This window comes from Colwellia sp. TT2012 (assembly GCF_001440345.1).
GTDB lineage: Bacteria > Pseudomonadota > Gammaproteobacteria > Enterobacterales > Alteromonadaceae > Colwellia.
In genome coordinates this window covers 44757-68045 of sequence record NZ_LJYX01000011.1, presented here as the reverse complement: position 1 = coordinate 68045, position 23289 = coordinate 44757, and the positions used below count along the sequence as shown (strand labels likewise).

Sequence of the window (23289 nt, the reverse complement as noted above, 5' to 3'; positions counted from 1 at the left end):
AATCATTCATCCTCATCGGATAATGGGGCATCTAAATCTAATTCAATACCAGAGGTTAATACTTCAATACGATCACGCATACTTGCGGTAAGTGACTGAAGCTTTTTAGGATGTCTTTGCATATCATTAGCAACAAAAGCTAAAAACGATTCAACAACAGGATCACTTTCTTTGGGTTCAACACGAGAAAGTATGACGCTACCATTTGGCTGAATGATAAATTTTATTTTATCTTTTTTCTTCAAATGTAGTGCTTGACGAACAACACTTGGTACGGTTGTTTGGAATCGATCGGTTAATGTGGATTCTGTTTCTAAAGTTGCATGTATCATAGTAACCTCCAAGTTATTAGGTTTACAAAGTAATGGTAATGCAACTGCATTACCATTGCAAGATTAGTTAATGAAATATGTTACTACCGCTCAATGCAGAGGGGTGACTTTTATTATAAACTTCAGTTAATTTAGATCTCGATACATGTGTATAAATCTGTGTCGTTGAAATATCAGCATGACCTAGCATCTCTTGCACATGTCTAATGTCTGCACCATTATCAAGCATCGTAGTAGCCGTAGCATGGCGAAATAAATGACAAGCTCCCGCACGTTTAAACCCTGAAAGTTTGACATAACGTCCTGCCATTTCTGAGAGTTTATTAGCATTATATCGCTTACCATTGTTAGCTAAAAATAAAGTACCTCCTGAGCCAATATGTGACACCTTCGTCCTGATTTTACTGATATACAAAGCAAGCCATTCACAGGCTCTTGTACTAATAGGAACAATACGCTCTTTATTTCCTTTTCCCCGATTTATCCTGAGTAACTGATCGGCGAAATTCAAATCATCAATGTCTAATAAAATTAACTATGCCACTTCATCTTATCATATTGATCAACTGCACCCATTAAATGTCCAGCTTCATGGCCAATACTACCATTGGTTAAATTGTTTTTATCTGTTCGCCATTCGCCTGAAGTTGTACCATCAGTATAAGTTTGAACAAAAGACTTACCTTGCGTTTCAATATCACTAGTAGGTCCGTTTATCAGTTCAACATTGTTGTCTACTCCTAAATCGTTACCTTTTGTAATTTGAACATTGACATATGTATCTTTTCCATTTACGAGATAAGTACCTGACCAAACATTGGCGATAGATTTTTTGATCGACGATATATTGTCATAGGTATATCCTGAACCTGAATAAGAAATCGGAATGTTAATTTGAATACTGCCATTTTTTTTATAAGTGATCTCAGCGGCTTCTCCTGTGGGATCAACATACTTATATGGGTTGTTATTTGCATAAGCATAGCGATTAAATGTGTGAATATTGGTAATCCCAACCGGATCATTCGAATAAAAACGCCCTATAACGGGATCATAGTATCGTGCCTGCATATAAAGGCAGACTATGAAAGTATATTATTAAGAAGAATAGACAAGTAGTTGACCATTACATTTACAGGTAATCTTAAAAATCATCCTAAATCATTATATACAGGATATATGAGAATCTGACCCTAAATGAGAATACCGTCACTAACATTGCTATGCTTATTACCTTTAGTGTAAAAACTTTATTATTTGATATTGATCTTTCGATGAAAGCTGTCAAAGTGAATGTGCTTGTTTATTCTCACTTTTAATGATTCATTGAGAGATAGATAATTAGCAGAGGTATGGTCAGGTTACCCTCTTACAAAAAAACCTGCCCTACAATTCGGCTTAAATTAATTATGTGACCTAAAGAGTCAATATAATCAGTTTACATAACAATATTAATAAAGGAGTAGCGCTTCAATGTGTTCGATCTTTGGTATATTAGATATAAAAACAGGTGCAGCAGCACTTCGTCCTCAAGCGTTAGAATATTCTCGTCTTTTACGTCACCGTGGTCCTGATTGGTCAGGCATTTACAGCAACGACCATGCTATCTTAGTACATGAGCGTTTATCTATTGTTGATACTGAGCATGGCGCTCAACCGTTATATAACAAGGATAAAAGCAATGTTTTGGCGGTAAATGGTGAAATATATAACCATAAAGCCTTAGCCAATGACTTAAATGTAGATTACACCTTTCAAACGGCGTCTGATTGTGAAGTCATATTGCCACTTTATGAAGAGTTTGGTGTTGATTTTATTGATAAACTACAAGGTATGTTCGCCTTTATTTTATATAACGAAAAAGACAATTCTTACCTAATAGCCCGTGATCATATTGGTATTATTCCACTTTATACCGGTTATGATAGCGAAGGTAACTTTTATGTCGCTTCAGAAATGAAAGCGTTAATGCCTATTTGTAAAACAGTCTCTGAATTTCCTCCTGGCCATATCTTAGATAGCCGTGTGGGTAAATTACAACAATATTATAAACGTAACTGGCAAGAATATGGTGCCATTAAAGACAATACCACCAGCACCACTAAAATTCGTGAAGCCTTGGAAGAGTCAGTAAAAAGTCACTTAATGACAGATGTACCCTACGGAGTATTATTATCTGGTGGTTTAGACTCGTCCTTAATCGCAGCCATTACCAAAAAATTTGCCGCCCGCAGAATCGAAGATAATGATTTAAGCGAGGCATGGTGGCCAAAAGTTCACTCCTTTGCTTGTGGTTTAGCGGGCTCTCCTGATTTGATTGCCGCGCAAACCGTTGCTGACGATATTGGTACTACCCATCACAGCATTATTTTTACCGAGCAAGAAGGTATTGATGCCCTTAAAGAAGTTATTTATCACTTAGAAACTTACGATGTCACCACAATTCGTGCTTCTACTCCGATGTACCTAATGGCACGTAAGATTAAAGCCATGGGTATTAAAATGGTACTTTCGGGTGAAGGCGCGGATGAACTATTTGGTGGTTACTTATATTTCCATAAAGCACCAAATGCACAAGCCTTTCATGAAGAGTTAATTCGTAAACTTGACCGCTTACATAAGTTTGATTGTCTACGTGCTAACAAGTCTATGTCGGCTTGGGGTATTGAGGCACGTGTACCCTTCTTAGATAAACACTTTATGGATGTTGCTATGCGCATCAACCCTGAAGATAAGCTATGTGGTAACGGTAAAATGGAAAAATCTATTTTACGTGAGTCTTTTGAAGGTTATTTACCGAAAGAAATTTTATGGCGTCAAAAAGAGCAATTTTCTGATGGTGTTGGTTATTCGTGGATTGACGGTTTAAAAGCCCATGTTGAAACACTGGTTACCGAACAACAGCTTGAAAATGCTCACATTAGATTCCCGATAAATACCCCTGATAACAAAGAAGGTTATTACTACCGTACAATTTTTGAAGAAAAGTTCCCGTTAGTTACGGCTGCTGAATGTGTAATGGGTGGTAAATCTGTTGCTTGTAGTACCGAAGAAGCGCTAGCTTGGGATGAAAGCTTTCGAAATAATGCTGATCCATCCGGTCGTGCGGTATTAAGTGTACATAACGAAAGTTATTAATAACCGCTGGTAACGCGCTTGTTTAACTAGCAAGATCATAAAAAGCCGATATTGGCTAATATCGGCTTTTGTATTTTTTATCGAGCCTATTCAGCAGATGCTATTTAGCTACGGATGGCTCGGCTAAAGAAAAAACCTTTTTACCTGCTACCCATGTTTGTAACACCTGACTTTGCCATATTTGGCTTGCTGGCATAGTAAATATATCATCGCTAAGCAGAATGAAATCGGCTTTTTTACCTGCCTCTAAGCTGCCTATTAGCTTTTCTTGATGGGCTGCATAAGCGGCATCTAGAGTAAAACTTCTCAACGCTTCAACTGGTGTCATCTTTTGATCACCATACCAACCGCCTTGGGGTGAGTTGTTGTGATCTTGCCTAGTAATGGCTGCATGTAAACCATAAAACGGATTGGGCGACTCTACCGGAAAATCTGAACCAGCAGCAATAACAGCATTACTATCAAGCAACTTTCGCCATGCATAGGCACCTAAAATCCGTTGTTCACCAAGACGAGTAACTGCCATGTTTTTATCACTAGTGGCATGTGTCGCTTGCATTGAGGCAATAACATTAAGTGAGGCAAAGCGAGGGATATCAACTAAGCGCAGTACTTGTGCGTGCTCTATTCTATGCCGTAATGACTTAGTGTTACTTTTAGCAATGGCTTGCTGATACAGATCCAATATCAATTTATTGGCATTATCACCAATAGCATGGGTGTTAACTTGAAAACCAGCATTCATAGCAAAATCAATATAGTGTTGTAAGGTTTCCTTATCATGTAATAACAAGCCCTTATGACCAGCGTGATCGCTATAATCGTTAATTAATGAGGCTCCCCTACTGCCTAAAGCACCATCTGCTTGAATTTTCACACTGTTAAAAATAAACATGTCATCGTGAGTTTTAAAAGGGCCCTGTGCTAATTGTTGCTGCCAGTTTTCGCTGGGTAAATACAACATGCCATTAATACGAATGGTCATATTATTTTCACTGGCTAGCTCTTTATATAAGTTAATATTATTTTGATCTATTCCGGCGTCATGGACACTGGTTAATCCCAAACTTGCCAATGAATGCATTGCTTTTGTTAAAGCTAGCTTATCTTCACTACGTGATGGTTGGGCAATGCTAGCGATGATTAACTCCATAGCATTATCAATGAAAACACCGGTAGGCTGGCCATTTTCATCTCTTATTATCTCCCCGCCAGCAGGGCCTTTACTCGCTGAGGTTATCCCCGCTAAGGCCATAGCTTTAGAGTTTGCCCAACCAGCATGACCATCAACTCGTCTAAGCCACACAGGTTTGTCTGGAAAAGCCTTATCTAAACTTTTAGCACTGGGGTAACTATTATTAAGCCATTGCACCTGATTCCAGCCTCGACCAAGCACCCAGTGCTGGGAAGGATTATCTTTGGCATAAACTATTGTCCGGTTAACGGCATCGGCTTCTGATGCGCTATTAACCAAGTCAACCCGCAGTAAACTGTGCCCATAACCAAGAACGTGGCCATGTGCGTCAATTAAGCCAGGCAGCATCGTTTTACCATGACCATCAATAACCACCACATCACTGGCTATATCAACAGTTTCACCTGGTTGATATGTTTTATTGATGGTGTCATTAGTGAACGATATAGCAGAAAATTTTATTAAGGTCTCACCACTGAGAGTGTAGCCATTGATATTTTTTATTATGGTTGTCTGCGCCATAAGGGGCGTAGCGATTAACAGTGATGTAATGGCACTAATCATTTGAAGTTTCTTCATGATATTTCTATTGTTATTGATATTTTGAGCAGCTAATAAGTTCACTTTAACATGCCTCAATAACAGACAAAAAATAAATATCAAAACTAAACACAAAAAAAAAATGATGATTGGTAACATTTAGCGGCTTAACATTACCTAGTAACTTAGGGTAAAATAGCGCCCTCAATTACTATTCACTCGGGCAATTAAAGGCTATCACGTGACAGAAAAACATCTTATTTGGGATTTACCCTTACGCATTTTTCATTGGAGCTTTGCCTTTACCATCTTAGCTTGCTGGTATACCTCAGAGCAAGAGGGAGAAATGGTCGACTTACATATGCAGTTGGGTTTCGTTGCCTTAGCTTTGCTTGTATTTCGCATTCTATGGGGCGTTATCGGGCCAAAACATGCACGCTTTGCTCAGTTTATCCCCTCGCCCAAGACGCTTATTCACTATTTACACCCGGCAAAGGAGAGTAAAAATACCGCTGGTCACAATCCCTTAGGTGCCTTGATGGTGGTATTGATGATTGTATTAATCACTTTACAAGCCGTTAGCGGCTTATTTATCAATGATGATATTTTTTCCTCCGGGCCATACTACAGCAGTATTGGTAATGATTTAGAGAAAATAATGTTTTTTTTACATCACAACACCTTTGACTTTATGATTGCCGCCATTGCTTTGCACCTTGCTGCCATTACTTACTATTGGTGCATAAAAAAACAAAATTTAGTATTGCCTATGATCACCGGAAAAAAATCCGCTAAGCAAGTAAACGCTATTGATGCTATTCCACATTCGAAGCTTATTCTCGGCGGCATTGTTGCCGTATGTTGTCTTGTTTTTGTTTATTGGCTTGTTATCATTAATGCACCAGTACTAGAAGAATTTTACTATTAAATACTTGTTACACGCTATCGCTATACAGCAGTTTTGATCTGAAAAAGGTTAGCCACTTGGCTAACCTTTTGTGTTTTTATACCCTTGGCTTAACTCGATTTTATAATAGTAATATAGCGCCAGCCATATACAAGCACTAGAAATAATGGCGATATTCCACTTTGAATTCTTGAAAACTATGACGGGCATGGTCCTTACCTTCGACACGGTGAAAGTCAGCGGAAATCCTCAAGCTATCCTTATTACTAAGTTGCATACTGTGTTGCAAACTGACCCGGCTGCGTTGTGTTTGATCAAATAAAAATTGATAATGCTCGGCTTCAATCATTAGCGTGCTTTTGGGCCAGTAATGTAAAAAGCCGATATGTGCACCGGGCGCAACGGCGGCAAAACTATCCAGCTTACGATTAAACTCTAATCGCCCCGTGACAAAGGCAAAAACATGGGTATTATCTAATATTTGGTAACTAACACCGCCGCCCCCTGAGCCTTGACTGACTAATACTTCCTTATCAACTGTCCACTGTTGTTCTACACTTATATTGGCTTTCCATGACCAAGGAGAGAAATAGCTATCCCTTGTTGATAAAGAAACAATATCGAGTAACTCTGCTTTTTCAAGTTTAATATCCCCCCCCTTATAAGCTCTGATCATGACATTGACCATATTTAATGACATACCTTGGTAATAACCGCCAATAGGGTCAAGTAAGTCATGATAACTGCCTCGGTATTTAAATTCGACAAAACCTTGGTCTAGGTTTTGGCCAAAGCTAACACCCAGCATAGACGTTTTATGACCAAGATCAGGGCGCAAGGGTTGTTCAATGGGGATAGTTAGCTTGCTTGGGTTTTCGCTTAAGCGCCTTAGTAATAAAAAACTTCGACGAGTGGTGTCTTTAGGACGACCATTAAAAGTATTTTGATAACGTAAAAACCGATAGGCACTATCAACAATAAGTTGTTGCTGCTTAGTCGCCAAACTAATAAATTCGTTTTTATTTAATACCTCAATATCTTTAGATAAAGCCAGTGCCAAGGCATTTTCATCATCACTTAACATAGCTAATTGCGCTTTTAACTCTGTTAAAATTGACGGTCGGTAATGAGTATCTGTTATTAAATTAGCTTCTTCTACCACCCTTACGGTATCTAGTGGCATAGCGGTAACCGGAAAATTATTCGCTAGGTATAAACCGGGCCTAGCAACATCAAGTAATTCAAGCAAACGAAAGGAACAGTTTTCATCAAAAAAGTAATATTCAAAGCTAATACCTTGTAATTCCCAAATATGGGCTAACATTGCATCAATTTCATTGGGCTTTAAATTTAATTTATATTCCCATAAATCACGGTTTTCCAAGCGGTTATACTCTTTGATTTTTTCAAAATACGGGTTAGCGGCAAAGTTACCTGGGTAACCACCGGTTAACCCTCTGGCCGCATATAAAAAACCTCCATCACCTGCAGGTACTGTCGCGCCGAAGTTCAAGGCATAAGAAAGGTAAGTAGAATTTTTCTCAACATTTTCAGGATCAAAGCGAAAAAAAGTGTGACCATACATAGAGGATGGACTATTTAATTGTGCTGAGGCAAAGACCAACACCACACTCGTGGTATTGAGTTTTTTACGCCAGTCTAGATACTCCTGACAAACAAAGGGTTTAACTTCTTTGGCAAGCCCTTGAATATTTTCTAATAAAAACAGGGTTCTGGCCGGAAATTTACATTGAGTTTCGCTTTGATTTTTCAAAGCAGAAATCGTCGCTAATAATTCATTTATCGGATTTGTTGCGCCATCGTTCGCTAAAAAGAAACTAGCGTCATCAACATAGCTTTCAATATCGCTACCTTCTACTTGCGTATTAATATGCAATAACGCGTGCCACTGTTCTGTTTTAGCCAATTGACTAATATTATTTGGCTGCTGTGCATTAGCTGTTACAGCCAATAAAAAAAATAAGGATAATGATAATGATAAAATGGTCGTTTTATAATTCATAATATTTATATGATAAGAATGCCGTTGCAATGCATTTACGCTTAAAACAGTAAGGTTATATAATTAAAAAAGGCTACTTAAAGCAGCCTTTTATCATTAAAAAAGATAAATACTATACTGTGTATTTAGCTAAGATTTCGTTATTTTTCATCAAGGTGAACATTGAGCTAACAACATGTTTAGTAGTTGCTTCTTCTGAAGGGAATAATGTATTGAAGTTGTTATGTAGCGTCGACTTAAATAAAGCACGGTCAGCTTCTGATACACCTAAAGAAACAGCAACGGCTGTTAATGCTTCACCATCACCACGAGCAACGTCTTCACTGAACTCATCCATAATCATGCTAATATCAATCATTTCCTTACCACCGTAAGTCAATGTACCTTTAGTTGAACAGCCGTTAGTACCGAATGTCATACCAAAAGTATTGTTACCTGTTGAATTATTTGTTGTCGCAGCTAACACATGGCTAGGAGTGCCAGATTGCCCCGCGAAAAGCATGTTACCCCAACCACAAGATTGGCTACCCGGTGCATCAGCTAGTACAGAAGTAGATATTAATAACGTAGAAGCAATTAGTAGTTTTTTCATGATAAATCCCTGTAAATTTTTGTTAAATGTTACTTATTATTAAAATTAAGCCAAACAAGTTTAATACATAAATTTTATTAATTCTAGTATTTAAGTCATTAATTACTTAAGAAATTTCGGCTAGTGCGAGTAAACCATTATTAGACTTTTAACCGTTAAATAATGGCTTACTGATTAATTAAGTGCTACAAAAAAGCCCTTGCAACTGGCAAGGGCTTTTAGAAAATGAGCTTGGCAGACAACTCTATCAATTAATCTTTCTTAAAGTCATTGTGACAACCGCCACAAGTTTTACCGACTCCACCAATCGCTTTTTTAATGGCACTTTCATCGTTAGATTTTGCTGCAGCAATTAAGTTAGTTGAAGCTAAGGTTAACTTATCAATATCTTTGCTAAAATGATCTGTTTCTTGCCAAATTTTGGCTAAAGCTTCCGTTTTAACATCGAATTTAGAGGTATCAGTACGGGTATAATCGGCAATCATCAAGGATAATTGCTGTATGCGGGTGGCGTTTTTTTCAACAACAACGGCATCAAGGGGAATTTTACCTTTCGCCATAGCACCTAACGTACCCATATTACTACCCAGTAATTTGAACACTGATTGACGTAACTCAGTTGCTTTGATTGCATGTTTTTCAGAGCTGGCTGGTTGCGCCATAGCGGCAGTTGCTGCGACTAAACCAGTGGCAAGGGTAATAGCTACAAAACTCTTTTTCAGGACATTTATCGACATCATATCTCTCTTAATAATGATTATTTAAAGACTTTTACTCGGCTAGTGTAGCTTAATCTGACTTGACAGCAAGCGACATTTTGTAACAAAAACAAAAAGTTAAATACTACAAAGTGCCACTTTCTTTTTTATCACTTACAAACCATTAATTATCTCTTTAACTAACGGCGGTCCTTGATAAATAAAGCCCGTATAGACTTGCACCAAGCTTGCCCCTGCGGCTAATTTTTCATTAGCATCATCACTTGATGCTATGCCGCCAACACCAATAATGGGTAGTTTATTATCAAGCGCTTCACTTAATATCTTGATAACCTGAGTACTTTTATCTTTTACCGGTTGACCACTTAAGCCACCTTGTTCGCCGCCAAATTCAAGGCCTTCAACGCCATCACGGGCTAACGTGGTATTAGTAGCAATAACGCCATCAATACCATTATCAATTAATGACTTAGCGATAGATTTTACTTCATCTTCCGTTAAATCAGGCGCAATTTTAACCGTAAGCGGGATATACTTGCCGTATTTATCAGCAAGTATTTTCTGCTCAGCCTTTAAAACTATCAATAAATCATTCAATGCATCACCGTATTGTAGCGAGCGCAAACCTGGGGTATTAGGCGATGATATATTCACGGTAATGTAAGTCGCTAAATCGTAAACCTTACGCATGCAGTGAAGGTAGTCATCTTTAGCATTTTCTTCTGGGGTATCTTTATTTTTACCAATGTTGATTCCTAAAACACCTTTAAAATTAGCCGCTTGTACTTGTGATACTAGGTAATCAACACCTTTATTGTTAAAGCCCATACGATTAATAATCGCGTTGGCTTGAGGTAATCTAAAGATACGTGGTTTATCATTACCCGGCTGTGGACGAGGTGTTACTGTGCCTACTTCAATAAAACCAAAGCCCATAGCCGCAAAGGCATTAATACACTCACCATTTTTATCAAGACCGGCCGCTAAACCAAGGGGATTAGGAAATTTTATTCCCATAACGGTTACCGGTTTATCTGCTACTTGTTGCTTATAAAAAACATTAAGAGGTGATTTCCCCGTGCTTTTTAAGCCCTTTATAGTCAACTCATGGATGGTTTCAGCATCAAACTGAAAAAGTACTTTACGAATGGCTGGATAAAACATATTGCCTCGGCTTTGTGAATGATAAAAATAAAAAATCCCCGCTGGGCGAGGATTTTATCAGTTAAAGCTAGCATTACAATATGTTAGCTCTGTTTGAGCAAAATAAACTTAGTTAACGGTTATTTTAGATTTTCTTTCGCTGAAACCGGTTGGCAATTAAGACTCAATAACATTAGTTCACGCAATGCTACTGAGAATTTAGCGAAATCGTGCGACTGGCCTACTTTAAACTCAGTTAAAATATGTTTCCAGCGTTCCAGAGGTTGCCCATTAACGTCAATCCACTCAGTAAGTAACTGATCTAAATCAGCAAACTGGGCATCACATTGACAACGTAATACCACGGAAGTTAGTGAACGTTGCTGCCAATCTAATTCTTCTCTAAAGGAAGAACGAGCAAGTGCTTGCCAGTGATTTGCCACCGGTTGGCGAGTAATTTGATCTAAGAACCAATGTAACTCTAAACGTACACCTAGTGAGAAGTATAAACTTGCGGCATGCTCAACCGTACAGTTGTTTTCCTGAGCAATTTCTGCAATATCCATGGTCGAGAATAGAGTACTTAACTGAGAAATACGAGTAGCAACCACTTTAGGAACACCCGCATCAACTAGATCACTAGCAACCCTTGCTAAGGATTCAACTTCATCACTGATCATAAAGCTAAAGAGTTTTTCTGACATAATTGCAAACGTTGGTTGATATAAGGCTATTGATTCTGCAATTGAAAGCGACTTGTTACGATGGCGCAAGAACCAACGAGTTACTCGACGTACCGTTCTGCGGTATTGAAACAACATTTCAGTTTGAATAGCCGTAGATATTTGATTATTTAAAACTTCAATTTTCTGCCAAAAGTCATCTAACTCAAAGACTGCACTGGCTATGGTATAACAATTAGCAATCTCGGCAATACTAGCACCGGTTTCTTCTTGCATACGATTGACAAAGTTAAAGCCCATATCATTACCAATTTTGTTGGCAAGTTTGGTTGCTATAATTTGTGCACGCAATGGATGCTGTTGCATTTCATCTTGATAGAGTTCACGTAACTGCTTAGGGAAAGCTTCAATCAATAAACTGTTGTGGTAAGGGTTCTCAGTAATTTCCACATGAACTAAATCATCTTTAAGAACCATTTTACTGTAGGCAAGCAAGACTGAAAGTTCAGGACGGGTTAAGCCTTTACCTTGTGCTAATCTATCAGCAATTTCTTCATCATCAGGAATAAACTCTAGCGCGCGATTTAGTTTGCCCGCTCTTTCCAGCTCATGAATAAAGCGAACTTGCTCTTTTAGTTGGCTAGCACCACGCATTGCCGTGATAGACAATGAATGAGTTTGGCGATAACAATCCTCAATAACAATTTTACCTACTTCTTCAGTCATATCATGAAGTAGCTTATTACGTTGCTTAATGGTTAAATCACCATTTTGAACTAAGGTATTGAGTAATATCTTAATGTTTACTTCATTATCCGAGCAATCAACACCACCGGCATTATCAACCGCATCGGTATTAATACGGCCACCATTAGCAGCATATTCAATACGGCCTAATTGGGTGAAACCTAAATTACCGCCCTCACCGACCACCTTGGCCTGAAGATCGACACCGTTAATACGTAAGGTATCGTTAGCTCGGTCACCTACTTCTAAATGTGTTTCTTTAGTCGCTTTAACATAGGTTCCTATACCACCATTCCAAAGTAGGTCTACCTTCATAGATAAAATGGCTTGCATCAAGTCAGTGGGTGCCATGCTTTGTTTTTGCGTGCCGATCATTTTCTTAATTTCAGGCGTTAGCTTGATTGATTTCACATGGCGACTGAAAATACCACCACCTTTGGAAATAAGTTCTTTATTGTAATCGTCCCAAGTACAACCAGGTAAATTAAATAAACGTTCACGCTCGACAAAGGAACTCGCGGTTTCAGGATTTGGGTCAATAAAGATATGCATGTGGTTAAACGCAGCTTGTAAGCGAATATGTTTTGACAATAACATACCATTACCAAACACATCACCCGCCATATCACCAATGGCAATACAGGTAAAATCAGTAGTTTGACAATCAATATCCATTTCTCTGAAATGACGTTTAACTGACTCCCAAGCACCTTTAGCGGTAATACCCATGGCTTTATGATCGTAGCCAACACTACCACCTGAAGCAAAAGCATCACCTAACCAGAAATTGTATTCCTCAGCGATGGCGTTGGCAATATCCGAGAAAGTCGCCGTACCTTTATCAGCCGCTACCACCAAGTATGCGTCATCACCATCTAAACGTACCACATCTTTTGGCGGCACAACTTCACCGGCAACAATGTTATCCGTAATGTCTAGCAAGGCGCGAATAAAAGTACGGTAACATTCTTTACCCGCTTCAAAAATTTCTTCACGTGTGCCATCAGGTAACTGTTTACAAACAAAGCCACCTTTAGCACCTACCGGGACAATAATGGTATTTTTAACTTGCTGCGCTTTAACTAAGCCAAGAACTTCGGTACGGAAGTCTTCACTTCTATCCGACCAACGTAAGCCTCCACGAGCAACTTTACCACCACGTAAATGTACACCTTCAATTTGTGGTGAATAGACAAAAATTTCAAATTTTGGTACCGGCTGAGGCATTTCACTGATTTTACCGGGAAGGATTTTAAATGAAATGTAGGATTTATCACCTTTAATCGGGTCTGCTTGGAAGTAGTTAGTACGAATAGTCGCCGTAATCATTTCGACAAAACGGCGAATAATACGGTCATCGTCTAAGTTGGCAACGTTATCGAGTGAACTCTCAATTTCGGCTAATAGCTTATTGTTTGCTTTTTCTTTCGCGCTCTCAGTTGCCTTGCTTTTAGGATCGAAACGTAAGCAGAATAAATCAATCAGTAATTGCGCAATTTCAGGGTAGCGAGAAAAGGTATTTTCAATATAACTCTGGCTAAAACGACCACCAATTTGCCGTTCATACTTAGCAAAGGCCCGTAAAATTGAAACGGCACGACCTTCAATACCCGCACCTAAAATAAGGCGGTTAAAACCATCATCTTCTAAATCACCATGCCATACTTTGACAAAAGCATCTTGGAAAAGGGTCCTAACTTTAGATAGATCAAACTTACCTTCACCGGTTAGGTACATGGAAAAATCTAATATCCAGTAGGTTTCGCCATCAGAGGCTTTGATTGCATAAGGTCTTTCACCAATAACACGAAGACCAAAATTTTCCAGCATTGGCAACACATCACTTAAGTGAATAGGCTCGCCTTTATGGAATAATTTTAATTTAACAAAACGGCTACCCGTCTTCTCTTCCAGTGGTTGATAAAAAAGCATTTCTAAATCTTTTTCGTTAGTAATATTTTCTAGCTTTTCAATATCTACAATGGCAGAGCCGGGTAATACTTCATCTTTATAAGCTTGTGGGAATTTAATATATTTACGGCTAAGTGCTTTCGCCGCTGATTCACCGCGGTTAGCACCTAAAGCACTCATTAATTTGTCGTCCCAATTACGAGCGGCTTCGTTTAAATTCTTTTCAATTTCTTTCACGTCTATATCTGCTTTAGTGGAGTTGACTCGAACAATATAATGGGTTCTAGCATGAACTGATTCTGAGAAGAAAGTGGTAAATTCAACATCTTCATCACTATTAAATACTTCTTTAAGTAAGTTTTGTGTTTCGATACGTAATTTGGTGTTGTAACGCTCTCTTGGTACATAAACCATACAGGAGTAGAAACGATCAAAGGCATCACGACGAACAAACAAGCCAGTGTAATCACGTTCCTGCATTTGCAAAATACCGGTGACATTGTGTAGTAGCTCGGCTACCGACGACTGTAATATTTCATCTCTTGGATAGGTTTCTAAAATATTGATGAGCGTTTTGTAGTTATGAGTACCCTTGGCAAAAGGCGACGATTTACATACAGCCATGACTTTAGAGCTAATAAGCGGTAGGTCTAGCGCACTGTTGGTGTAATACGCAGAGCCAAAAAGCCCAATAAAACGTTCTTCACCAACAACATTACCCTTATCATCAAACCGTTTAATACCGATGTAATCAAGTTGCGCCGGACGATGAACTCGTGAGTTTGAATTGGTTTTAGTTAAAATCAAGTGGTTTGGTCCAAGTGCTACTTCTCGGCCTGTGGCACTTAAACTCGACACTAAACGTGATTTATTTCCTGGCGAGTTTTTCATTAAACCAAGGCTTGATTTAACATTGGCCTCTAAGGAAATATCGCCCTTGACGGCTTTTACATCATATGATCGATAGCCCATTAAGGTGAAATTATTCGCCGCGAGCCAGTTTAGAAAACTTAAGGTGTCTTCTTTATCCGCTTTAGTGCCCGGTAACTTGGCTTTGCTAACATCATCAATGACCTTTTTTAAACAAGATAACATTGGCTGCCAATCACTGACAGTTAAGCGGATATCTTCAACGACAGAAAGCAGCGTATTTTTAATACTACTTAACTCTTCATCGGTCGTTTGACGATCAATTTCAATTAAAAATATGGTTTCTTCTGAGGTTGCTGCTAATTGGCTATCGACAATAGGTGCTAATGCAGTCACTTCTAATTGTTTATCGCGAATTATTTTTAATGGCGCATTTAGCATCAGGTGTGGCGATAAGCCTAAACGGTTTAATGCTATACGAATAGAGTCCACTAAAAACGGCATATCCTGGATAATAACTTCTATTATCGTATGACTAGATTTCCAGCCATTTTTACTTACCGAAGGATTAAACACATGGATAACAGGTGCATCATCTTTGTGCTCATTAAGTGAATTCCACAAGCTAAGCGCCGCACCATACATATCACTTTCATTACGGTGATCAAGATCTAATGATGACATATTGCCATAAAGTAAATGGGCAAATTTCTCAACTAAGGGGGCAGTTTTTTCATCTACTTTTTGCTGAATAAGTTTTGCTACATTGCTAAGAATAACCGAGGGTGAACCGTTTACTAACGCCATGGATGTTTCCTTTTCCTTTTAAAAAGAAAGCTTGAAATAATTGATTTTTGTTTTGACACAGTTTCTACTTTTAACTAAAGACGTTAGAAGCATAAGCCTTAAATTTTTTTATTTATATTTTGTCTATCAGAATAGACTATGCTGTCGATTTTATGAATAAACTTAGGCTATTGCGAGTGTTATTTTGTATTTATTGGCTTAATTTTAAAGAGGTGAATGAGTAAATGAGTACTTTAGTTTACCGTTAGCTATGTTTATGCAGTTATGATAAATAGATACTGAGTAAATGGCTTTTTTATTGTTTATTTATGCAATATCTTTAAGTGAAAATTGTTTAAATTTATCCTAAAAAAAAGCAGTTAATTATACAAGTCTGTATTTAATTAACTGCTTAGGGAGAGCTGAACTGAGTATTAAAATAAAAACGCCATTATTTTACCTCTCAGTCAGCTACTATCATTGCGCTAAATTACCTAGGGCAAGCCATGGTTGTACAAATACCTAATTTTCATCCCTGTTTTTATTTGACCATAAGAAGGCTGACAGTGCCGGTAAAATAATAATAGCGGCTAACATATTAACCAAGAACATAAAGGTTAATAATATGCCCATATCAACTTGAAATTTCAAATCCGAGAAAAACCATGTTGAAACACCTATCGCTAACGTTAAACCAGTGATAAGTACCGCACTGCCTCGTTCTTTTAAAGCCGCAAGGTAAGCATCATGGACATTAAACCCTTCGTTAAGCTTAGTGCTCATAGTGGAGAGTATATAAATACCATAGTCAACACCAATACCAACCCCCAAGGCAATAACCGGCAAAGTGGATACCGTTAAACCGATATCAAGTACGGTCATTAACCACTGGGCTAAGGTAGAGACCACGAATAAAGGCAACACCACCACTAATGTTGCTCTAATACTTCTAAAACTCAGTAAACATAACGAAATAACCGCACCATAAACATAAAGCATCATAGGTAATTGTGCTTCGGCAACGGCTTCATTGGTTGCTGCCATCACGCCAACGGGGCCAGAAGCTAACTTAAATTGTACCTGTTCGCTGCCCAATTCTTTTGCCGCCGCGTTCACCGCAGTAATGACAGTATTGATGGTATCTGCTTTGTGATCTTCTAAAAACAAGATAACTGGCATAACACTACAATCATTATTTAACAAGCCACTAGATGAAGGGACACGGGCAATTGACTGTACTAGGGTGTGTTGATTACGAGGAATAACTCGCCACTTGGGATTACCCTCGTTATAGCCGGCATTCACCAATTTAGAGATAGACGATAAACTAACCGCAGATTGCACACCGGCAACGTTTTCCATTTGCCATTGGAATCTATCTATTGTCGCCATGATATCGTAGTCGGTACATGCATTTTCAGTTGTTTCGATAATAACCGACATATAATCGACACTGATGGCATACCTGTCAGTGATTAAGAAAGTATCTTGATTATATCGTGAAGATTCGTGTAACGCAGGGGCTCCTGCATGTAACTCACCAATTTTCAAATCTTGCCCTTGATAAAAGCCTACCACAAATAAAATGCTGGTAAGGACCAATATCACGGTGGCAGGACCTTTAGTAGCAAAGCTGGCTATAAATGTCCAAACGACACTTTCTTCAGTTGACTGCCCGACTTTCGCCGGTGTTTTAATTTTAGTATAAGAAAGTAATAGTGGCAGTAAGATAAGGTTAGTCAAAATGATCATCGCCACACCAATCGAAGCGGTGATAGCCAACTCTTTAATAATGCCAATATCAATGGATAGTAAGGTTAAAAAACCGACGGTATCTGAAAGTAAGGCAACCCCCCCTGGGATCAATAAGGCTCGAAAACTTGCTTGCGCCGCTGATGCGGGTGTTAGCCCTATGGCGACCTTTTTAACCACAGAGTTTATCATCTGTACTCCATGGCTAACGCCAATAGCAAACACCAAGAAGGGGATCAATATAGACATAGGATCGAGGCCAAAGCCCAGGGTCGATAACATGCCCAGTTGCCAAACAACAGCTACTAATGAACACATGATAGGTAGAATGGTTAAACGAATTGAATGACAAAAAAGGTAGACCATGACCGCAGTAATGGCGATGGCAAGGGCAAAGAATAACACCACCCCTTTCGCGCCTTGAGCAACATCGCCCACCATTTTAGCAAAGCCAATAATGTGTACCGTTATATTGCCGTGCTCAAACTCTTGACGAATTTCCTGTTCAAGCTTTTCGGCGATTTCTAGAATATCTAATTTTTCTCCAGTATCAGGATTAATATCTAATAAAGCGGCCTTAACCATGGCACAACTGTAGTCATCAGCAACAATACTACCGACTATACCTGCTTTTTCAATATTGCCCTTTACGATAGCTAGCCCTTGGGGCGTTGCTTGAAAATCCGCGGGAATAACAGGGCCACCAGCAAAACCATCTTCAACAACTTCAACAAAACGGGTATTGGGTGAAAATAGTGACTTCACTTGAATCCTATCAACACCAGGAATAAAGAATAACTTGTCATGCACGCCTTTTAAGGACTTAAAAAAGTCGCCATTAAAAATATCTCCACCACTATCACAGACTGAAATAAGAATATTATTAGCACCACCAAAATTCGCCCTATGTTTTAAATAGGTTTTCATGTAGCTATGATTTAACGGTATATTTTTGGTAAACGAAGCATCGAGCCTAATTTGAGTTGCTTGAAAAATAAAAAATGCACTGGTGATTACAAATAGCATTAACACCAATACTTTATGACGAAATAGGCCTACTTCAAGACGACTAGCCAGAGAAATTTTCATAGTGATATCATTCCGAACTTTATTATATTTTTAATGATTAAATTTGTTTTTATGCGAGTGCTTGTTACTGTTTAGGTAAATCCAGTACCTTAATGCCAACATCGGATACAGCCAACAATTTCCCTTTAAACCAGACACCTGAAATTAAGGTTTTACCATCTGGTTGCGGTCGTTGATGAAAACTTTCACCATCATCGTTACTAATAAGTAACATACCATTATTGCCAAGCACAAAAATACGTTCATCATCCGCAAAGACAATATCATTGAGTAATGCCGTGGTATTAGTAGCAATTTCTTGCCATTGCAGACCATTATTTAAACTACGAAAAACATGTCCTCGTAGACCAGCGACTAAAATATTACCCTGCTTAGTTCTGCCCATAGAAAAAAATGAGCCCTGATAAAAGCTATCAAATTGTTGCCAAGTCAGGCCAAAATCATTACTTTTAGCCAGTAAACCTGCCTCCCCTAATAGGAATAAAGTCCGGCCATCGTGCACTAAGCCATTGAAATGCGGTAAAATAAAGGATATTTCATCGAGATATGCCTCTTCATCTTCGGCTTTAAGTTCCTTAAGGTAATCGACATCATCTGCTAATAAAAATTCCTGATGAAACTCACTCTGCCAAGTCGTGCCACCATCATTACTGCGAAAGACTTGTCCATAAGCACCAACAGCTAACCCCTGCTGCGCATTCTTAAAATAAATATCTAGCAAGGGTTTTTCAAGGGCCGGTAAGTATTGTTGAATCTTCCAGTTAAGGCCACCATCTTGACTATGTAGTATCGTGGCATCATGACCAACAGCCCAGCCTAACTGCTCATTTAAAAAATAGACACTGGTTAAGGTTGCCTGTACCGGAACATTGGCTTGCTGCCAATTCATCCCATCAATAGACAGTAAGATATGTCCATGCTGCCCTACTGCAACCAGTTTATTTGCTCCAATAGGTGCGATGTCTAATAATAGTGATTTACTTGCTAAAGCAGATTCAGTTGCTGGTGCTGGTGCTGGTGCTAAGGTAGCAAACGTTGCCGATTTGTCATCAGCACAAACGGGGAAAATGGAACTAATAAAAATAACTGCAAAAGCAACTAGTAAACGCATAAAAAACTCTTTCTTTTTGATTTTTCTTAAAATTACAAGAATGTAAAACTTAACTAAATATTAAATCAAGCGCTAAAAAAAAAGGCTAACATTTGTCAGCCGTTTCCTTGTTACTGATTATCTCCGACCTTCGCGTCTTAGCGCGGCGGGAGTAAAGTCTCGCTCTTTAAGCTTGGTCGAGAAGTCATACATTTTCTCTTCGTTGTCTAAACCTAAGGCTATATAACGGCGTGATTGAATATCGTGAAAGACATCAAGCGTCGACCAAAGTGTTGGTACTTCATAATAATTGATGGTATGAGAAACACCTACACGATACAGCTCATCACGGTTATCATAAATATCCGTTACCACCACTTGCCAGCTATCTTCATCGATATAAAAGACACGTTTCTTGTAGATATGACGAGTATTTTCTTTAAGGTTAGCCTCAACTACCCAAACACGATGTTTTTCATATCGAACAAGGTCCGGGTTGATATGACCGGCCTGCAAAATATCATCATATTTTACTTTATCACTATGAAGTCGATAGTCATTATAAGGAATATATAATTCTTGCTTGCCTTTTAATGTCCAGTTATAACGATTTGGTGCCCCATTATACATGTCAAAATCATCGGTGGTTCTTAAACCATCTGACGCTGTACCTGGCGCATCATAAGCAACATTTGGCGCGCGACGAACACGACGTTGACCGGTATTATAAGTCCATGCTTGTCGAGGTGTTTTCACTTGGTCCATGGTTTCATGCACTAATAGTGCCGTACCAGCTAAGCGAGCAGGCTCTGTTACTTTTTGCTTAAATTTAAACAGTATATTCGTTTTTTCGAGCTCCTCAGGAGAAGCTCCTTTAACATTGTATGGCAATAATAAAGTTTCTTTTAAACCCACATACGTATAACTACCTGATGCGGTTGGTGATGCTTGGCCCGCTTGACGAATAACACTTTCACCACGGTAGCGTAGGGTATGGTTCCAAATAGCTTCTAGACCGTTTGCCGGCACAGGAAATGGAATACCCACGGCCGCTTGTTTGATGCCATTACCGTTTTCAACTAATTCAGAACGTGTGGCATTTTTTCTAACCGCTTGATAAACATGTTCAGGATAAGAGGCACTACGATGAGTTTGATAAATATTCATCTTATAAGTATCAGGATAGGTCTCAAATAATTTAATTTGGCCTGGTGTTAACAATGTTTTGTATTTATCAAGATTACCGGCGGTAATGGTAAACTCGATTTTATCATTAGCATATGGGTCAAGATGATGATCACCAACAGTATATCCCGCGGGAGCTTTAGTAATGCCTCCGGTCCATTCAGGAATTGAACCGTCTTTATTCGCTGCGCGTATTGCGCCCATTGGCGTTAATTCCGCTGACAACTTTGCCGCTTGCTCGCTAGGTATTTTTGCTAAAGCAGCTGTTGATAAGACCATGGAGATGGACAATGATAATAATGTGACTTTATTCATGTTATTGCTCATGATTACTGCCTTAAATTAGATTGAATAACTTACGCTGAAAGATACATAGTCACGATCTTCCATCTGGTTGGTAGTGCCGACACCACCGAAGAAACTGTTGTAGTTTAAATCCGCTGACCATTTACTTTGGTAATCAAATTTCAAACCTAAAGACATTGACTTTCTATCTTCAATAAACATAAACAATGGATCAGGTGTGATACCTTTGACATCGTGAGCAAATACTACTCGTGGTGAAATATTGATACCGGCAATAACATTGGTGTAGTCAAGTTTGGCAACGGCACGATAACCCCAAGCAAACTCAGTTGGGAAAGGATTACTCTCAATACCGCCTTGTAAGACCATATTAAGACCAGACAGATTACCTGAACTATCCGTAATACCGCCACTACGCGCGGTACCAGGGCCATTTAAGCGCAATGTACTTTGATCAGGCATATCATTAATATTAATGCCGCCCACTTCAATTAGACCAACTAACTGGCTGGCACCAATAGTAGGGCCAAACAAATGGGTTAAGGTCACTTGTGCTTGCACCGTATCGGATAAAATGTAGCCTTGCGCCGTTTCACCTGGACCATAGTTTGAGCCATCAACTCTCTTCATTTGCGAGACATTGTCTAAAGAGTCATATGCTGGATTACCTGAATTGTAAAGCTGCTGTGGCACAGCGGCAAATAGCAATTCTACATCATCTATTTGCAACGGCTCGTTCTGACGATAGCTCACCTCACCAGCAACCGCAGTAGTGCCTATAGTAGTATTAAAACTTAACGCATACATTTTAATGTCTTCTGGATAATCCAGTTCAACACGAGAGAATGTCTTTAAATCGGTGTAGTTATCTTCTGTGATTATCGTGGTTGCTAGCATACCAATATCACCAGCGACAGCACCAAAATCTGCGGTAACGCCTGAAAATATTGGCCGGCGACTATGATAATTGACATGGTACAAACTAAATTCGGTGTCATTTAGCTCAGGGACAAACCAAGATAAGCGTAAACCATATTGGCCACCGCCATCAGGTTCATTTTCAGCTTTTGAGCCAGGTGCTCTTAAAGTTATGTTACCAGCATAAGCCGCATACATTGCCCCCGCTTGCTCGGGTGAAATCTGTTTTGCTCTAACCGCAGCGCCAATTTCATTTAGACCTGACATAAGGTAATCTAAATTCATATCAGGATTGCCGCCAAAACCTAACTGGACATTATTATATTGTCCACCATCACCGGCAAAATCATTGGTAGAAAAATAACTACCTGGTGGTGGCAGTATGGTCTTTTCCCAAGAATACTGGTAATAGGCTTCAATGTTGAAGTTATCGGTAACCCCCAATGAGCCCCATAAGGTACCAACCGGAATAAAGGCTTCTTTTAATTCGGCACCTGGTGCACGTAAACGGGCAATATCAACAGCATTTATCTCACTAATACCATGAGAAATTAAGGTACTTTCACCCCAACTAATCACTTGATCACCAAGGCGTACTGAAAAAGGCATTTCACCTATTTCAAAATCTCCGTAAACATAAGCATCAAGTAAACGAACATCATGACAGACTTGCTCATTCGCCTTTGTGTCACGACAGGGGTCAAATACCTTACCGGTAAGCGAATTAGACGATGCTCTATCGTCCTTCATCATGGCAAAATCATAAAAATACATACCACGAACAAAAATACCAATATTTTGATAGTGAATGTCTAATTCATGCACACCTTTAAATATTTGAGAGAAACTTTCGCCTGCATTGTAGTTCAAGTTGCCCGCATCACCATTGGTAGAGTAGCCACCCGCACCTTGTGCCCAAATATCTTCTTTCGGTATAGCTGGAGAGAATATATTGTAATTACTGAAATCAAGGCCATTATTGACATTGTTAGACTTACCTACATTGTCATTCCAATTTCTATTTTCGGTACGCCAGCTTGAGCCAATACTAAAGGTGGAATCAAAACTGATTTCTACATCACCCAACTCAAATCTTGCTGCTTCAGCATTATTAACCACTGAGGTTAACAATGATATCGAAAGCGCAGCAGCAACACCTACAGCTAAAGGTTTTTTGGCAAAGCCATGTTGAAGCTTGTGTTTCATCTATTCTCTCCCCTGTTCAAAACATGATACTAAAAGATAAAATATCAGCGAAAGTTCATCTTTATAAATGTAATCAAAAGTTAGCTTTTGTTTTATTGTTTATCTAACGGCATCAATAATTACATCATTTGACTTAGGTAGCAAGCGTAAAGGCTAG

Annotated in this window: 15 protein-coding genes; 2 read left to right on the top strand and 13 right to left on the bottom strand. The window is 38.9% G+C overall.

The genetic code is table 11. The annotated features are described in order from the left end of the window. Positions 1–2: 2 nt before the first annotated feature. The 3 genes from ASU03_RS07340 to ASU03_RS21415 all read right to left on the bottom strand — a co-directional run bounded on the left by ASU03_RS07340 (position 3) and on the right by ASU03_RS21415 (position 1403). Positions 3–332 (bottom strand): type II toxin-antitoxin system PrlF family antitoxin, encoded by a 330-nt coding sequence (locus ASU03_RS07340; RefSeq protein ID WP_057831218.1) that lies wholly within the window; start codon positions 330–332, stop codon positions 3–5. Between the two features lie 67 nt (positions 333–399). Continuing rightward, positions 400–852, bottom strand: coding sequence for a tyrosine-type recombinase/integrase (locus tag ASU03_RS07335; protein WP_269433000.1), 453 nt, complete (start codon positions 850–852; stop codon positions 400–402). Between the two features lie 11 nt (positions 853–863). Continuing rightward, entirely contained in the window at positions 864–1403 is a 540-nt protein-coding gene (locus ASU03_RS21415) for an RHS repeat-associated core domain-containing protein (protein WP_057831217.1), read from the bottom strand. Between the two features lie 402 nt (positions 1404–1805). Between ASU03_RS21415 and asnB the strand changes: the two genes are divergently transcribed. After that, positions 1806–3470, top strand: coding sequence for an asparagine synthase B (gene asnB, locus ASU03_RS07325; protein ID WP_057831216.1), 1665 nt, complete (start codon positions 1806–1808; stop codon positions 3468–3470). A gap of 100 nt (positions 3471–3570) precedes the next feature. On the opposite strand, the gene ASU03_RS07320 is transcribed toward asnB, so the two are convergent. Then, positions 3571–5244, bottom strand: a complete 1674-nt coding sequence (locus tag ASU03_RS07320; protein WP_057831262.1) for an amidohydrolase — start codon at positions 5242–5244, stop codon at positions 3571–3573. A gap of 202 nt (positions 5245–5446) precedes the next feature. Here ASU03_RS07320 and ASU03_RS07315 point away from each other — a divergent pair, with 202 nt between their 5' ends. Continuing rightward, entirely contained in the window at positions 5447–6133 is a 687-nt protein-coding gene (locus tag ASU03_RS07315) for a cytochrome b/b6 domain-containing protein (RefSeq protein WP_057831215.1), read from the top strand. Between the two features lie 136 nt (positions 6134–6269). On the opposite strand, the gene ASU03_RS07310 is transcribed toward ASU03_RS07315, so the two are convergent. The 9 genes from ASU03_RS07310 to ASU03_RS07270 all read right to left on the bottom strand — a co-directional run bounded on the left by ASU03_RS07310 (position 6270) and on the right by ASU03_RS07270 (position 23132). Then, the gene (locus tag ASU03_RS07310; RefSeq protein WP_057831214.1) at positions 6270–8135 is read right to left on the bottom strand and encodes an Lnb N-terminal periplasmic domain-containing protein; all 1866 of its coding nucleotides are present in this window, start codon (positions 8133–8135) and stop codon (positions 6270–6272) included. Positions 8136–8247: 112 nt separating this feature from the next. Beyond that, positions 8248–8727 carry a DUF3015 family protein gene (locus ASU03_RS07305; RefSeq protein ID WP_057831213.1) on the bottom strand — a complete coding sequence of 160 codons (480 nt, stop codon included), beginning with the start codon at positions 8725–8727 and terminating at the stop codon, positions 8248–8250. A gap of 251 nt (positions 8728–8978) precedes the next feature. Further along, complete coding sequence (locus ASU03_RS07300; RefSeq protein ID WP_231731519.1) at positions 8979–9467, bottom strand: c-type cytochrome; 489 nt, start codon at positions 9465–9467, stop codon at positions 8979–8981. Between the two features lie 132 nt (positions 9468–9599). Then, complete coding sequence (pyrD, locus tag ASU03_RS07295) at positions 9600–10610, bottom strand: quinone-dependent dihydroorotate dehydrogenase (RefSeq protein ID WP_057831212.1); 1011 nt, start codon at positions 10608–10610, stop codon at positions 9600–9602. A gap of 119 nt (positions 10611–10729) precedes the next feature. After that, on the bottom strand, positions 10730–15607 hold the full coding sequence (locus ASU03_RS07290; protein WP_057831211.1) for an NAD-glutamate dehydrogenase: 4878 nt from the start codon (positions 15605–15607) through the stop codon (positions 10730–10732). Between the two features lie 501 nt (positions 15608–16108). Then, complete coding sequence (locus tag ASU03_RS07285) at positions 16109–18427, bottom strand: efflux RND transporter permease subunit (protein ID WP_057831210.1); 2319 nt, start codon at positions 18425–18427, stop codon at positions 16109–16111. A 64-nt stretch (positions 18428–18491) separates the two neighbouring features. Beyond that, on the bottom strand, positions 18492–19538 hold the full coding sequence (locus ASU03_RS07280) for a WD40/YVTN/BNR-like repeat-containing protein (protein WP_057831209.1): 1047 nt from the start codon (positions 19536–19538) through the stop codon (positions 18492–18494). 117 nt (positions 19539–19655) lie between these two features. After that, the gene (locus ASU03_RS07275) at positions 19656–21029 is read right to left on the bottom strand and encodes a DUF1329 domain-containing protein (RefSeq protein ID WP_231731518.1); all 1374 of its coding nucleotides are present in this window, start codon (positions 21027–21029) and stop codon (positions 19656–19658) included. 15 nt (positions 21030–21044) lie between these two features. Continuing rightward, entirely contained in the window at positions 21045–23132 is a 2088-nt protein-coding gene (locus ASU03_RS07270) for a DUF1302 domain-containing protein (protein WP_057831208.1), read from the bottom strand. Between the last annotated feature and the right edge of the window lie 157 nt (positions 23133–23289).